This window comes from Microbispora sp. NBC_01389, from assembly GCF_045040095.1.
Taxonomy (GTDB): Bacteria; Actinomycetota; Actinomycetes; order Streptosporangiales; family Streptosporangiaceae; genus Microbispora.
On sequence record NZ_CP109552.1, the window covers coordinates 1,401,790 to 1,416,392 of the forward strand.

The following is a 14,603-nucleotide window of genomic DNA, read 5'->3' on the forward strand; positions in this document are numbered from 1 at the left end:
GGCGCCGGCGGAATTCGCTCCTCGACGGACCCGCCGCTACACGTCCCGGGAAATGACCTCCTGCATTTCCGTCACCCAGGTGGCCGGATCGCCGTGGCCGTACGTGAGATAAACCTCCCGGGCGAAGCCGGAACTGCGGTAGCCGTTCTCCTCGATCCATTGGGCGAGCCGCTGGGTCGTGGCGTCCGCCTGTTCCATGGTGCCGTGGTGGATGACGGTGGCCGCCTGCTCGATCGCGGGCAGGTCCACGATGTCGAAGTCGTAGGCGCCGCCCGGCTCCGCGTTCACCGGGGCTCCCGCGTGCACCCGCACCCCCTCGGGGACCTGCTCGTAGTAGGCGACCGTCGGGCCGGTGACGGTCAGACCCGCCTCCTCGATCCGCCGGAACAGCTCGTCGTACAGCGGCTGGATCACCGGCGCCGACCAGCCCGCGTCGTGCACGCTCTTGGCCAGCCTCGTGCGCGCCAGTCCCTTCACGGCCAGGTCTTCCACGATCACCGTTTGATTCTCACGAATGATCTTTGTGGATTCCTGGTGGTGAAGCTCGCGGCGCGCATCGGCGACCTTCGCATGCCGGCGGGCCACCGCCGACCGGGCTTTGGCCCGGTTGCTCGACCCCTTCTGCTTGCGGGACAGCGCCCGCTGGAGCGTGCGGAGTTTCTTCTCGGCCCGGCGCAGGAAACGCGGGGCGTCGATCTTCCGCCCGTTGGACAACACGGCGAAGTGCCCCAGCCCGAGGTCGATCCCGGTCTCGGGCTCGACGGGTGGCAGGGGCTGTTCGGCGACGTCGATGACAAACGAGGCGAAGTACCGCCCGGCCGCGTCCTTGACCACCGTGACCGAGGACGGTTCGGCGGGCAGGTCCCGTGACCAGCGCACCGCAACGTCTCCGATCTTCGGTAGGCGCAGCTTCCGGCCTGCCGTGATGGCGAAGCGGGCGTTGCGGGTGAAGCGGATCGCCTGCCGGTTGTCTTTGCGGGACCGGAACCGGGGCGGGGCCACTTTCGGCCCCTTGCGTCTACCGGTGATCGAGTTGAAGAAGTTCCGGTACGCGATGTTCAGGTCCGCCAGCGCCTGCTGCAGGACCACGGCTGAGACCTCGCCCAGCCAGGAGCGTTCCGGGTTCTTCTTCGCCTCGGTGATGACCCGCTTGGACAACTCGCCGTCGCCGATGTACGACAGCCCGGCGTCGTGGGCGTCGATCCGTGCGCGCAGCCCGTCGTTGAACACCACCCGCGCGCACCCGAACGCCCGGGCCAGCGCTTGACGCTGACCCGGCGTCGGGTGGAGGCGGTAGTTGTACCGGAGCCGCACCCCATGATTTTACCGACGGCGCACGGCCGATCACAGCGAGATACCAGAACCGGCAGGCACTGCGTTTTCGTCCTGCACGCTCATCTGGTTGCCGTGACCACGTTCCGGCACCAGGTGTTCACCGGCGCCCAACCGGAACGCATAGAGCGCCTAGAGCGCATGGAGCAGATCACGCGGGACGCCTGCGCGCACTTCGAGTGCGAACCGGCGGAGTCCAACGGCGAGGCCAGCCACGTTCACCTGCTGGTCAACTCACCTCCGAAGATCGCACTGTCCAGACTCGTCAACCCCCTCAAAGGGGGTGCCCTCCCGCAGAATGCGGACCGAGTTCCCCGAACTGACCCGCCACTACTACCAGGCGAACAAGCCGTGGTCGGGCTCCTACTTCGCCGGGAGCGTCGGCGGCGCTCCGATCAGCGTCCTACACCAATACATCGAGCAGCAAAACCGTCCCGTCTGATCCGCCAGGACGCTTCACCCCCGGCCTGAAGGCCGGAGCACTGCAGACGAATCTGGTAACTCTCCGCGATGCCGCTCAGCTCGGCGAGACGGACCGCGGGAACGCTTTTGACGACGACGTCCACTGACATGAGACCTTCCGTTTCGATCAATCGGAGCCTCGCCTCGACCCTGGCCAGCCGCGTGCTCTCGTCGGCCAGCCGCGCCGCCACTTCGGCCCGGCGCAGCCGCAGCATGCCGTGCAGTTCCTCCGGGCCGACCTTCTCCTCAAGGATCCGCCCGACCTGTTCGAGCGTCAGGCCGAGGTCCTTGAGCGCGATCAGGCGGTTGAGCCGCGACAACTGCCCCGCCTCGTAGTAGCGGTAACCGGTGGCGTGGTCGACCCTGGCGGGCCAGAGCAGTCCGAGCGCGTCGTAGTGCCGCAGCATACGCACGGACACCCGGCCAAGACGGGCATCGACAGCACCTGATGATGCCTGCCGCGCCCACGAAGGACCTCACCGGCGGAACCACCATCGAATCAGCGAGAGAACGACGCCCGGGTCAGGAGGCGACCGTCTCGCCCTGTGTGGAGGCCTCGCCGGTCCCGGCGACGGCCGCCCGGACGCCCGGGGGCAGCCCGTCGAAGACCGGATCCGGGACGGCGCCGACCGCGGACAGGACGCCGCTGAAGAACCGGCGCAGGCAGACGGCGAGCACGATCTGGAGGATGTCGGCGTCGTCCAGTCCGTGCTCGCGCAGGACCGCGACGTCCCCCTCGGTCACGTCGGTGGGATCCCGGGCGACGCGGTCGGCGAAGTCCATCACCGCGACGTCCACCGGCGCCAGCCCCGCGTCGCGACGGTCGGTCATGATCGACCGCAACTTCGTGTCGTCGTAGAACCGTTCGAGCAGCACGGCCGCGTGCGCGAGACCGCAGTACGAGGAACCGAGACTGCGGGCCGCCGTCAGCGTCACCAGTTCGTACCGCCGTAGGTCCATGCCCGCCCTGACCGCCTCCCCCAGGCCGAGCCACGCCCCATAGACCTCGGGCCGCAGCGCCAGCACCCTCAGGTAGTTGGGCACGTACCCCCGGGCGGACCGCTCGGTTTCGTAGAGGGGTGATTCGTCAGGTGTGCCGAGATAGCTCATTTTGCCCCCTTGGGACGGCGTCTTCGCGCGGAACGGTAGGTCCCCGCGACGATCCGCGACTGGGGAGAACTCCCTATTCTGCGCGCGTCCCCGCCAGGTCCAGCCGGTGCGCCGCCGCGGCCGCCTGGCCCCGGGTGGCCACGCCGAGCTTGCCCAGCAACGCCGAGACGTGGTGGTCGACGGTCTTGACCGACAACGACAGGCGCGCGGCTATCGCGGCGTTGGACAGCCCTTCGGCCACCAGCGCGAGCACCTCCGCCTGGCGCGGGGTGAGGCCGGCGGGGTTGGCGGCGGTCGCCGGGCGAGGGCCGCGCGGCACCCGGGTGAGTCCTCGCCTTCTCAGCTCGGCCCGTACACCGCCCGCTGCCCGCGTGGCCCCCAGCCCGTCAAGGACCCGCAGGGCCTCGGCCGCGGCGCCCGCGTCACCGCCCGCCAGCGCCTCGACGCGCGCGTACGCGGCACCGCGCCGGGCCCACTCCGCCGCCGCGCCCGCCCAGTCTCCGTCGATCATCATCTGGTACGGCCCGGCTTCCGCTCGGGACGACCCGTTTTCAACACGGGGTGACCCGGTTCCGACACGGCGGAGCCCGGTCTCCCCAGCCCGCCACAGCCGGTAGGTCAGCTCCCCGGCGTACACCGGATGGCGGGCCCGGACGGCCAGGTCCAGGCCGTGCCGGGCCTCCTCGGCGGCCCGCCCTGAGTCGCCGTACAGCAGGAAGCACTCCGAGCGGGCCGCCGCCACCGGGCAGACCCGCTGCACCTCACCGGTGCGCTCGGCCTGGCGGGCGGCCTCGTCGAGCGTGACCCACGCCTCGCGGTCACCCCGGGCCGCCTGGATCCGGCCCCGCGCCAGCAGCGCGGGAACCACCGCGACCCCGTCCCTGACCGGCCGGTCCAGCGCGGCGTCCGCGTCGGCCAGAGCGCCGGCCCAGTCGCAACGCGTCAGCCGCACCCCCGCCCGCACGCCGAGCAGATACTGGAGGTAGCCGTCGAGGTCCTGCTCAGTGGCGTACGCCAGCGCGCGCTCGACCGCCGGAGCGGCGGCTTCGTACTCCGCCAGCTGCACCAGCGAGGTCGCCAGGTTGACGAGCGCCCGGGCGGCGTGATCGGCGAGCCCGAGGGCCGCGGCCCGCTCGTGCACCTCAAGCAGCGCCGCGGCCGCGGCCGCGTCACCGCCCGCGAGCCGGGCGGTGCTCACGTTGATCTCGGCGTGGACGGAGGTCTCCACGTCCCTCAGCCGGACGGCCAGGGTTCGCGCCCGCTCCCCCCACGAGACCGCCGCCTCCCGCTCGCCCGCGAGCATGTGCAACTGGGAGCGGTTGCTGTAGGCCATGGCCAGCGGCCGGCCCGGCGGCTCGGTCTCCAGAACGGTGACCGCCCGCTCGGCCGCCTCCCAGGCCTGCCGCGCGTCCCCCGCCCACCAGGCGAGCCGGGAGATCCAGCGCAGGTCCTCCCCGGCCGGGCCGGGCTGGCGCAGTTCCTCGCGTACGGCCAGCGCCGCCCGCCGGGCCCGCAACCCCTCCTCGGCCAGCCCGGCCAGATACGCCTGGAACGCGTACGCCTCCAGCAGCTCGGCCCGCCGCGGGGCCGGCAGCCGGTCGGCGTGCCCGGCGGCCGCCCGGTAGTGCGCCGTCGCCTCCCGATGGGCGCCCTGCCGGGCGGCGTCGGCCCCCGCGACCTGTCCGTACCGCAGGACGGCGGCCTCGTCGCCCGCTCGCGTCGCGTGGTGGACCAGCCCGGCCCGGGTCGACTCCGGCGGTTTCGGCCAGCGTGCCCAGCACCCGCCGGTGCAGCGCGGCGCGGCGTGCGGGCGACAGCGACTCCTCCACCGCGCCGCGCAGCAGCTCATGCCGGTACGACACACCGTCGCCGGACGGCACGAGCACCCCCGCGTCGACGCACATGTCGACCAGGTCCGGTGCTCCCGCCACGACGGCGGAGTCGGCGCGGGTCGGGATCACCGACACCAGCTGGGCCAGCTCCCGGGCGGGCCGCGGCAGCAACCGCAGCCGGTCGAGGACGAGGTCGCGCACGGTGGCCGGCGCCGCCCGCCCCTCCGCCTTCAGCAGCTCGGTCACCAGCAACGGGTTGCCGCCGGAGAGCCGGTGGACCGGCTCCGGATCCCGCCCGGTCAGGCGGGCCCGCTCCGCCACACACTCCCGTGACAGGGGCGGCAGCGACACGCGTCGCGTGATCGCGCTGGGCAGGGTCGCGAGGGCGCCGCGCAGCGGGTGCTCGGTGCCCACCTCGTCGTCGCGGTAGGTCACCACGAACAGGACCGGTATGCGGCCGATCCGCCGGGCCGTCCAGGTCAGCCAGTCGAGTGTGGCCTCGTCGGCCCAGTGGGCGTCCTCCACGACGACGACCGGGCGCGGGCGCTGCGCGGGGCCGGAGATCTCGTCCAGGAACGCCGTGAAGAGCTCCTCCTGTGTGGCGCCGGTGTTGAGCCGCTCGGCCAGCGCTCCTCTGGTCTGTCGGCCGATGTCGTGCAGGGGGCCGAGCGCCCGTGGGGTGATCAGCCGGTCGCAGCCGCCCCAGAGCACCCACGCCGCCGGTCCACACCGCCGGGCGAACTCGGTCACGAGCACGGACTTGCCAATCCCGGCCTCGCCGGCCACCACCGCCACGCGGCCGCCATGGGCGGTCTCCCGCAGCAGACCGCCGAGAAGCTCCAGTTGCCCGGAGCGCTCCCACAGCTCCATGCGTACCTCCGGCAGGGGACCTCTGATCAGTATCTGCTTCCCGCCGACGATTGTCCTGGCCTGAACGGCGGACGGCTGTGCGCCCTAAAGGTTTTGGCCATACCTCGCACAACATCATTCTTCGGGACAAACACGGAGTGTACCTAGGCACATACCAGCAGTTGTGATGACATGGTGACCGATCCGCCTGGCCTCTGTCAGGCGCGCGAGTCAGACACGGTGAACCCTGGCCGAGACAGCGAGCCGACCGGCGAAATGCCGAGTCGTGGTGGACCTGAGCAGGAAGGGCGACATGAGCGCGGACGACCCGACAGCGGAACAGGCCTGGCCGGAGCACGCGGCGGCGGTGGTGGGCGTGGGATGCCGCCTGCCCGGTGGGATCGCGGACCTGGACGGGCTGTGGCAGGCGTTGCGGCAGGGCGCCGATCTGGTCGGCCGGATCCCGCCGAGCAGGTTCGAGGCCGATCGGTTCGTCGACGACACCACGCCGAGGCCGAACCGGAGTTACACCCGGGCCGGGGGCTTCCTCGACGAGGACGTCACCGCCTTCGACGCCGCCTACTTCGGCATCTCCCCCAAAGAGGCCGCCTCGATGGACCCGCAGCAGCGACTGCTCCTGGAGATGGCGGCCGAGGCTTTGGACGACGCCGGCATCGACCCGGCGGTGCTCGCGGGCACGGACACCGGCGTGTTCGTCGGCATCTCCGATCCCGCCTACGGCACGATGCAGGCGCTGGAGCCGGGCGCCCTGGGTCCCTACTCGATGTCGGGGGGAACCCTGTCCATCGCGGCCAACCGGCTGTCGCACTTCTTCGACCTGCGCGGGCCGAGCATGAGCATCGACACCGCGTGCTCCTCGTCGCTGACGGCGGTGGAGCGGGCCTGGCGGTCCCTCGCGGAGGGATCCAGCCGGGTCGCGCTGGCCGGCGGGGTCAACCTGTTGCTCAGCCCGGGCCCCTTCATCGGCTTCAGCCAGGCGTCGATGCTCTCGCCGACCGGCCGGTGCAGGGCGTTCTCCGCCGACGCCGACGGGTTCGTCCGCGCGGAGGGCGGCGGTGTGGTGGTGCTCAAGCGCCTGGCCGACGCCATCGCCGACGGGGACCGCGTCCACGGTGTCATCGTCGGCGCGGCCACCAACAACGACGGCCACACCAGGGGGCTGGCGTTGCCGAACGCCGAAGCCCAGGAGGCCCTGTTACGGCAGGTGTACGCCACGGCGGGCATCGGCCCCGACGAGATCGCGTACGTTGAGGCGCACGGCACCGGCACCCAGGCCGGCGATCCGGCCGAGTGCCGGGCGCTGGGACGGGCGCTGGGCAACCGGCGCACGCGCGGCGCCCTGCCCATCGGCTCGGTGAAGTCCAACCTCGGGCACCTGGAGCCCGCCTCCGGCATGCCGGGGCTGTTCAAGGCCCTGCTGGTGCTCCGGCACCGGATGATCCCGCCCTCGCTGCACGCCGCCACGCTCAACCCCCGGATCGACTTCGACGCCCTGGGCCTGAGCGTCACCACCGAGTCACGACCGCTCGACGGAGCAGGCGGGCGGCCCGTGGTCGGAGTCAACTCCTTCGGGTTCGGGGGCGCCAACGCCCATGTGGCGCTGGCCGCGCCGCCTGTCCCCGGAGCGTACGGAGACGAGCGGGCGGAAGCCCTGCCCGTCGTCGTGTCCGCGCGCAGCCGGCCGGCGCTGCGGGACGCCGTGGAACGGACCGCCGCGCACCTCGCGTCGCTCGGCGAGCGGGACTTCTACCACGCGGCCTACACCGCGACCCGGCGGCGCGGCGGCCACCGGCATCGCGCCGTGGTGCTGGCCGGCACCGCCGGGGAGGCGGCGCGGGCGCTGGCGCGCCTGGCGGACGCCCCAAATCCGGACGCCCCAAATCCGGACACCACGGAGCCCGCCACCCCAGCCGGTGAGCCCGGTGGATCCGGTGAACCGGGAGCGGCGGGCGGGCGGCTCGGAGCCGGGGACGCGGCGGTGGCGGAGTCGGAGGCGGTGGAGCAGGGGCGGGTGGCGTTCGTGTTCTCCGGCAACGGTTCGCAGTGGGCCGGGATGGGCGCCGACCTGCTGTCCGACGACGACTTCCGCTCGGCCGTGGAAGCGGTCGACGCCGAACTGTCCGATCGGCTCGGCTGGTCGGTGCTGGAGGAGCTGTCCGTGCCCGCCGACCGGTCACGCCTCTCGGCGACCGAAGTGGCGCAGCCGTTGCTGTTCGCCGTACAGGCCGGCCTGGTGGAGATGCTCAGGGCGGCGGGCGTACGGCCGGGAGCGGTGCTCGGCCACAGCGTGGGCGAGGTCGCCGCCGCCCACACCGCCGGCGTCCTGTCACCGGCCCAGGCGGCTCAGGTGATCTCCGAGCGCGGCATGGCGCAGTCGATCACCAGAGGGCGGGGCCGGATGGCCGCGCTCGGGCTGCCGGAGACCGCGGCCAGGCAGATCCTGGCCGGCTACCCGGACCTGGAGCTCGCGGCGGTCAACTCCGACCGCGACGTCACGATCGCCGGACCGGACGGATCGCTGAAGTCCCTGGGCGAGGACCTCACCGCACGCAGGATCTTCTTCCGCGAGCTGGACCTGGACTACGCCTTCCACAGCGGCGCCATGGATCCGGCGCGGCAGCCCCTGGCCGACGGGCTCGCCGGGCTGCGGCCCGGCCCGGCGCGGGTCCCCCTGGTGTCCACGGTGACGGGCGACCTGGTCCAGGGGCCGGAACTGGACGCGACGTACTGGTGGCGGAACGTCCGGGAGCCGGTCCGGTTCTCCGCCGCGGTCGAGCGGGTGCTCGGCGACGGCTTCGACGTGCTGCTGGAGATCGGCCCGCATCCCGTGCTCCGCTCGTACCTGCGCCGGATCAGCGGCGCCGCGCGGGTGCGCGCTGCCGTCGTGCCCACCCTGCGCCGCGACGAGCCTGGCCCGGCGCGGGTCCGCCGCGCGGTCGCCGAACTCGTCGCGGCCGGTGCGCGGCTCGACTGGGACCGGTACTTCCCCCGCCCCGGCGCGGTGCGATCGCTGCCGGCCTACCCCTGGCAGCGCGAACGGCACTGGATCGGCGGGCCGCACACCTGGGTGCGGACCGACATCGACACGACGATCCGGCATCCGCTGCTCGGACAGCGGCTTCCGGTGCTGGACCCCACCTGGCAGGGGGAGATCGACCGGGTACGGGTGCCCTGGGTGGCCGATCACCGGGCCGGCGGCGCCGCCGTCATGCCGGCCACCGGATATGTGGAGATGGCCGTCGCCGCCGCCCGCCTCGCCATCCCGGACGCCGCCGAGGCGGTGGAGGTGGACAGGGTCGACATCAGCCGGGCCATGGTGGTGCCCTCGCAGGCCGCCGCCGATCCGGTGTGGGCGCAGACGTCGCTGTGCGCCGAGACCGGAGTGGTCACCGTGGCCAGTGCCGGCCGGCAGGCCGAGCAGCCCCGCGAGCACTTCCGGGCCCGGGTACGGCCGCTGCTGCGCCCGGTCCCGCCGCCGCTGGACGTGGCCGCGCTGCGCGCCCGCATCGGCACGCGCGTGGACGTGCCCGGCTACTACGCGCGGGCCGCCGAGGGACAGATGGTGTGGGGGCCGGAGTTCCAGGTCCTGACCGAGCTGTGGATGGGCGAACGGGAGGTGCTGGGCGCCTACTCGTGCCCGGAGCAGGGACAGGGGCGCTACCAGATGCATCCGGTGGTGCTGGACAGCGCGCTGCAGGCCGGCGTGCTGTGGCTGGTGGAGTCGCTGCGGGCGGGCCGCGGCTACATGCCCGCCGCGATCGGCTCCGTCCGCCTGTGGGGGACGCCCTCGGCGCAGGGCCTGGTCTACGTACGGGAGCGCTCCAGCGGCGCCGAGGAGGTCTGCTGGGACATCGTGGTCGCCGACGGCGACGGCCGGGTCGCCGCCGAGGTGGAGGGCTGCCGGCTCCGCCGGATGCCCGGCGTCCACGTCACCCCGGTCACCCGGTGGGAGACGGTGCTGCGGGCCGCGCCCCGGGCGGATGCGCCCGCCGAACCGTGGCCGGCGCCGAGCCCCGGGGAGATCCTGGCCGGCGCGGCCGAGCGGATCGACCGCCTGCGCTCCGCGTGGCACGAACTGGACTACCCCCTTTACGCGGCACGGCTCGAAGAGGTCTTCGCCCGTACGCTGGCCGGCGCGCTCGGCGAGCTGAGCGCGGAGCCGGCCGATGGGCGGCCGATCACCGTCGAGGAACTGATCGAGACGTGCCCGGAGGCGCATCACCGGCGCATGCTCAACGCGGCCCTGCCGCTGCTGGAACGGCACGGACTGCTGGACCTGCACCGGAACCTGAACCGGGATCTCCTCCGAGATCTGCACCGGGACCTCCTCATGCGGGGAGCGGCCTTCGCCGCCCAGAGCGCCCTGTCCGTACGGGTCGGGCGGTGCCTGCCCGATCTGCTCGCGGGCCGGCGTACCGGCTCCGAGGTCCTGGGCTCCGGCGGCGGTCAGGAGCTGGTCGAGCAGTTCCACGACATCGGGCCGGTCAACCTGTTCACCAACCGGATCGCCCGGGCGCTCGTCGAGCAGATCGTCCGGCGATGGCCGGCCGACCGGCCGCTGCGTGTCCTGGAAGCCGGTGCGGGGACGGGCGGCACCACCGCCATGCTGCTGCCCGTGCTGCCCGCCGACCGCACCCGCTACCTGGTCACCGACCTCGCCGAGGCGGCGTTGACCCGGGCGCGGCAGCGCTTCGCCGGCTTCGACTTCGTCGACTACGCCGTCCTCGACCTGGACGCCGACCCGGCCGGGCAGGGACTGACCGCGGGCGGATTCGATCTCGTGGTGGCGGCGAACAGCCTGCACCTGGCGCGTGACCTGCCCGCCGCGCTGCGCCACCTGTCCACTCTTCTGGTGCCCGGTGGCCAGCTGCTCGTCGCCGAACCGCACCGGGTGGAGACCCTGCTGCCGTTCCTCGGCGTGCAGGAGGCGTTCTGGGACTTCACCGACCGGCACCTGCGCCCGCGCTCACCGCTGCTGTCCCGGGAGGAATGGCCGGAGGTGCTGGCGGGGGCCGGCTACACCGAGGTCGTCCAGACTGGCGACGACGAGCGCGCGGCCGGCGACTTCTCGGTGATGCTCGCCACCGCCGGTGGTGCCGCGGCCACCGCCAAGGGCACTCCGGACACCCCGCGGGGCGTTCCGGCCACCGCTCCGAGTTCCGTGCACGCCGGACCGGGCGCCGCCGGCACGTGGATTGTCGCCGGGGAGGACGGGACCGGCGCGCTGACAGCCGAGCTGGGGGCTCTGCTGCGAAGCCGTGGCGGCGACGTCCTCCACTCGCCACTCAGCGACGACCCCGACCACTGGGCCGATCACTTCCCGCCTGCCGCCGAGACCATCACCATCGCGGTCATCCTGGGCGGAGCCGACGACACCGAGCCGAAGGCGATCATCGGCACCGAACCGGGGGCGATCGTCGGGCGGATCACCCGGCGGGCCGCGGCGTTGCGGGCCGTCGCGCTGGCCTGCGAGCAGCTGCCCGAGCACGTCGCGACCACGGTGTGGCTGGTGGCCCGACCCTGCGGCGCGCTGCCGGAACCCCGCCTCGCCGACGTCCGGCTCCACCCCGAGGACGCGGCGACCTGGGGGACGACGCGCTCGCTGGGCAACGAGCAGCCGCGACCGGCGATACGCCGGCTCTGCCTGCACCCCACCGGTGACGCCGCGCGGGACGCCGGCCGCCTGGCGGCGGAACTGCTCGCCCCGGACGAGGAGGACGAGATCCTGCTCACCCGCCGGGGGCGCTTCGTACCGCGACTGCTGGAGCCGGGCGAGCACGGCCGCGACCTGGCCGTCGGCTCGGGCGGCGGCTATCGGCTCAAGGTGTGCGATCCGGGGCTGTCGTACACGCTGGCCTGGGAGGAGATCCCGATGCCGGAGCCCGAGCCCGACGAGGTCGTGGTCGAGGTGCGGGCGATCGGGCTGAACTACCGCGACGTCATGCAGGCGGTGAACCTGCTGCCCGCCGAGGCCGTCGAAGCGGTCTTCGGCGGGCACGAACTGGGCCTGGAGTGCGCCGGGATCGTCACCGCCGTCGGCGCCGCCGTCGCCGGCATCCGGCCGGGTGACCGGGTCATGGCGGCGGGACCGGTCGGGTTCGCCAGTCACGCGAGGGTCAAGGCGTGGGCGGCTGTCCCCGTCCCCGAAGGGATGACCTTCACCGAAGCCGCCACCATGCCGATGGCCTTCGCCACCGCGCACCATTCGCTGGGCTACTGCGCACGGGTCAGGGCGGGAGAGACGATCCTCGTCCACGGCGGCGCCGGTGGAGTCGGCCTGGCGGCGCTGCAGTACGCCCGGCACCACGGCGCCCGCGTGATCGCGACCGCCGGCACCGCCGCCAAACGCGATCTGCTGCTCGCGATGGGGGCCGACCACGTCCTCGACTCGCGCAGCCTGCACTTCGCCGAGCAGGTCAGGGAAGTGACCGGGGGCCGGGGAGTGGACATCGTGCTCAACTCGCTGGCCGGTGAGGCCATCGCCCGGGGCGTGGAATGCCTGCGGCACGGCGGCCGGTTCATCGAGCTCGGCAAACGGGACATCTACCAGAACAGGGCCCTGCTGCTGCGCCCGTTCTCCGACAACCTCGCGTTCCACGGCGTGGACATCGGCACGCTGATGTGGAAGGCGCCCGAGTTGATGGCGGACAGCACGTCGCAGGCCGCGCCTCTCTACCGCTCCGGGCGGTTCCGGCCGCTGCCGCACACGGTGTTCCCGGCCGCCCGCGTCGCCGACGCCTTCGCCATGATGCGCCATTCCCGGCATATCGGAAAAGTCGTGGTGTCCTTCGACCCGCGCGACGAACCGGTCACCGTACGGCCCCAGCGGACGGCGCCGCGCCTGGACCCGGAGGGGACCTACCTGGTCACGGGCGGCCTGGGCGGATTCGGCGCGGCGACGGCCCGCCGCCTCGCGCAGCGGGGCGCCCGCCACCTGGCCCTGGTCGGCCGCCGGGGCGCCGAGACGCCCGATGCTCCCGCTCTGCTGGCGGAACTGCAGAGATCGGGAGTGGAGGTCCGCGCGTACGCGGCCGACGTGGCCGACCGCGACGGCATGCGGCGGGTCCTGCGCGACCTGGACGGCGGCGGCCATCCGCTGCGCGGCGTCGTCCACGCCGCCATGCACCTCGACGACGGCCTGCTCGCCGACATCGGCGACGACCGCATCCGGGCCGTCCTGCGGCCCAAGGTCGCCGGGGCGATGGTGCTGGACGAACTGACCCGGGATCTCCCCCTCGACCTGTTCGTCATGTACTCCTCCCTCACCACCGTCGGCAACATCGGCCAGACCTCGTACGTCGCGGCGAACCTGTTCCTGGAGGCGCTGGCCCGGCGGCGGCGACGGGAGGGCCTGCCCGCACTGACGGCCTGCCTGGGCGCGCTCGCGGAGACCGGGGTGCTGACGCGGGGCAGGCAGGGAGAGGCACTGGCCAAGGCCGGGATTCCGCCGATGCCGCCCGCCCGGGCGCTGGACGCCGTGGAGGCCATGCTCGGCGAGCACGCCGACGTCGCCATGGTGGGCCGCTGCGACTGGGGCCGGTTGCGGCAGGTCCTGCCCGGTCTGCGGCGTCCGTGGCTGTCCCTGGTGCTGCCGCCCGGCGCGGAGGAGCAGGGGCCCGACCTGCCGTCGCTGCTGGCGGAGATGAGCCACGAGCAGGGATACGCGTACGTCACCGAGCAGATCACCCGGTTGCTCTCCACCGTCATGCTCGTCCCGGTCGGCCAGATCGCGAGCGACCGGCGGCTGGACGAGTACGGCCTGGACTCCCTGATGGCCACCGAACTGCTGACCACCATCCGCGGGCGGTTCGGCGTCGACATCCCGCCCATGGAGCTGATGCGCGGCGGCGGCACCGTCGCCGACATCGCCTCCGGCATCCTCATGCGCCTCGGGCCGCGCGGCGAACAGCGGCCCGCCGGTGCGGGCTCCCACACCGGACAGCCGGCCTGAAGCGAACGAGAGGTGAGGACCGCAGTGACCCAGTCGCACACCCGGTTGGCGGGAGTGGCCGCCTATCTGCCGGAGACCACACTCAGCACGGCCGAGCTGGAAGACCGGCTCGCCGACCGCAACCCCACCCTGGACCTGCCCCGGGGGCTGATCCACGCGCACAGCGGAGTGCGGCGGCGGCACGTCGCCCTCCCCCACGAGAGACCGTCCGACCTGGCGGCGCACGCCGCCCGCCGGGTCCTGGAGGACAACGGCCTGCGGGCCGCCGACCTCGATCTGCTCGTCTACGCGGGAGTGTCGTCCGACGCCGTGGAACCGGCCACCGGGCACATCGTCGCCGCCAAGATCGGCGCCTGCTGCCCGGTGTTCGACGTACGCAACGCCTGCAACAGCGTGCTGAACGCCATCCAGGTGGCCGACGCGCTCATCTCCGCCGGCCGTCATCGGCGGGTCCTCGTCTGCTGCGGAGAACTGCCCACCGCCGGCACGCCGTGGACCGTGGCCGACGCCGAGGAATACGTCACCGTCGCCGCGTCCTACACCGTCTCCGACGCCGGCGCCGCGTTGCTGCTGGAGGCCGGCGCCGAACCGGGGGTGCTCGCCCACCGGTTCTCCGCGTACTCCGCCGGATGGCAGGCGGCGATCTCGGCGGTGGACAACCTCACCACCGACCCGTCGGCGAGCCGGCCCACGATCGGGCCACTCGTAGTCGACTCCGCCGAGCTGGTGCGCGGCATCGAGAACATCGACTACGCCGTCTTCCACAAACCCCTCGCCGATCTCGGGCTGACCTGGGACGACTTCGCGGCCATCTGCGTGCACCAGGCGACGCTGCCGACGCTGTGGTGGTTCTGCGACCAGGTGCGCATCCCGCAGGGCAAGGTCGTCGTCACCATCGCCCAGCACGGCAACCTCGTCGCGGCGACGCTGCTCGTGCAACTGGCGCGGGTGGTCGGCTCGGGACGGGTGCGGCGCGGCGACCTGGTCGCCCTCGTCGGCCTGGCCAGCGGGGCCAGCGCCGGAATCGTCGTCGTACGGTGGTGATC

General features: G+C 73.1%; 6 protein-coding genes and 3 pseudogenes. 4 read left to right on the forward strand and 5 right to left on the reverse strand.

From position 1 onward, the window contains the following. Window positions 1-36 precede the first annotated feature (36 nt). Window positions 37-1,314: an RNA-guided endonuclease TnpB family protein gene (locus OG344_RS06165; RefSeq protein ID WP_405087359.1), complete on the reverse strand. Its 1,278-nt coding sequence runs from the start codon at window positions 1,312-1,314 to the stop codon at window positions 37-39. A gap of 3 nt (window positions 1,315-1,317) precedes the next feature. Here OG344_RS06165 and tnpA point away from each other — a divergent pair. After that, window positions 1,318-1,774: pseudogene (gene tnpA, locus OG344_RS06170) on the forward strand (IS200/IS605 family transposase). On the opposite strand, the pseudogene OG344_RS06175 reads toward tnpA, so the two are convergent. The 3 genes and pseudogenes from OG344_RS06175 to OG344_RS06185 form a co-directional block, all read right to left on the reverse strand. Beyond that, window positions 1,728-2,216: pseudogene (locus OG344_RS06175) on the reverse strand (MerR family transcriptional regulator); the annotation flags it as partial. The pseudogenes tnpA and OG344_RS06175 sit on opposite strands and share 47 nt — an antisense overlap. A 100-nt stretch (window positions 2,217-2,316) precedes the next feature. Continuing rightward, on the reverse strand, window positions 2,317-2,904 hold the full coding sequence (locus tag OG344_RS06180) for a carboxymuconolactone decarboxylase family protein (protein WP_405087360.1): 588 nt from the start codon (window positions 2,902-2,904) through the stop codon (window positions 2,317-2,319). A 73-nt stretch (window positions 2,905-2,977) separates the two neighbouring features. Next, window positions 2,978-4,753 carry a LuxR C-terminal-related transcriptional regulator gene (locus OG344_RS06185; RefSeq protein ID WP_405087361.1) on the reverse strand — a complete coding sequence of 592 codons (1,776 nt, stop codon included), beginning with the start codon at window positions 4,751-4,753 and terminating at the stop codon, window positions 2,978-2,980. Window positions 4,754-4,806: 53 nt separating this feature from the next. Between OG344_RS06185 and OG344_RS06190 the strand changes: the two genes are divergently transcribed. Further along, a complete protein-coding gene (locus OG344_RS06190; RefSeq protein ID WP_405089229.1) occupies window positions 4,807-5,166 on the forward strand; it encodes a hypothetical protein in 360 nt (119 codons plus the stop codon). An 11-nt stretch (window positions 5,167-5,177) separates the two neighbouring features. Here OG344_RS06190 and OG344_RS06195 read toward each other — a convergent pair. Then, window positions 5,178-5,606 (reverse strand): annotated as a pseudogene (locus OG344_RS06195) (ATP-binding protein); the annotation flags it as partial. A gap of 292 nt (window positions 5,607-5,898) precedes the next feature. On the opposite strand from OG344_RS06195, the gene OG344_RS06200 reads away from it, so the two are divergent. Next, window positions 5,899-13,557, forward strand: a complete 7,659-nt coding sequence (locus OG344_RS06200; RefSeq protein ID WP_405087362.1) for an SDR family NAD(P)-dependent oxidoreductase — start codon at window positions 5,899-5,901, stop codon at window positions 13,555-13,557. A gap of 12 nt (window positions 13,558-13,569) precedes the next feature. Continuing rightward, complete coding sequence (locus tag OG344_RS06205) at window positions 13,570-14,601, forward strand: 3-oxoacyl-ACP synthase III family protein (RefSeq protein ID WP_405087363.1); 1,032 nt, start codon at window positions 13,570-13,572, stop codon at window positions 14,599-14,601. Window positions 14,602-14,603: the final 2 nt, after the last annotated feature.

Excerpts from the sequence above, each read along its gene's own strand:
- OG344_RS06200 (WP_405087362.1), top strand. The coding sequence starts at position 5,899 with ATGAGCGCGGACGACCCGACAGCGGAACAGGCCTGGCCGGAGCACGCG.
- OG344_RS06190 (WP_405089229.1), top strand. The coding sequence starts at position 4,807 with ATGTCGACCAGGTCCGGTGCTCCCGCCACGACGGCGGAGTCGGCGCGG.
- OG344_RS06185 (WP_405087361.1), bottom strand. The coding sequence starts at position 4,753 with ATGAGCTGCTGCGCGGCGCGGTGGAGGAGTCGCTGTCGCCCGCACGCC.
- OG344_RS06180 (WP_405087360.1), bottom strand. The coding sequence starts at position 2,904 with ATGAGCTATCTCGGCACACCTGACGAATCACCCCTCTACGAAACCGAG.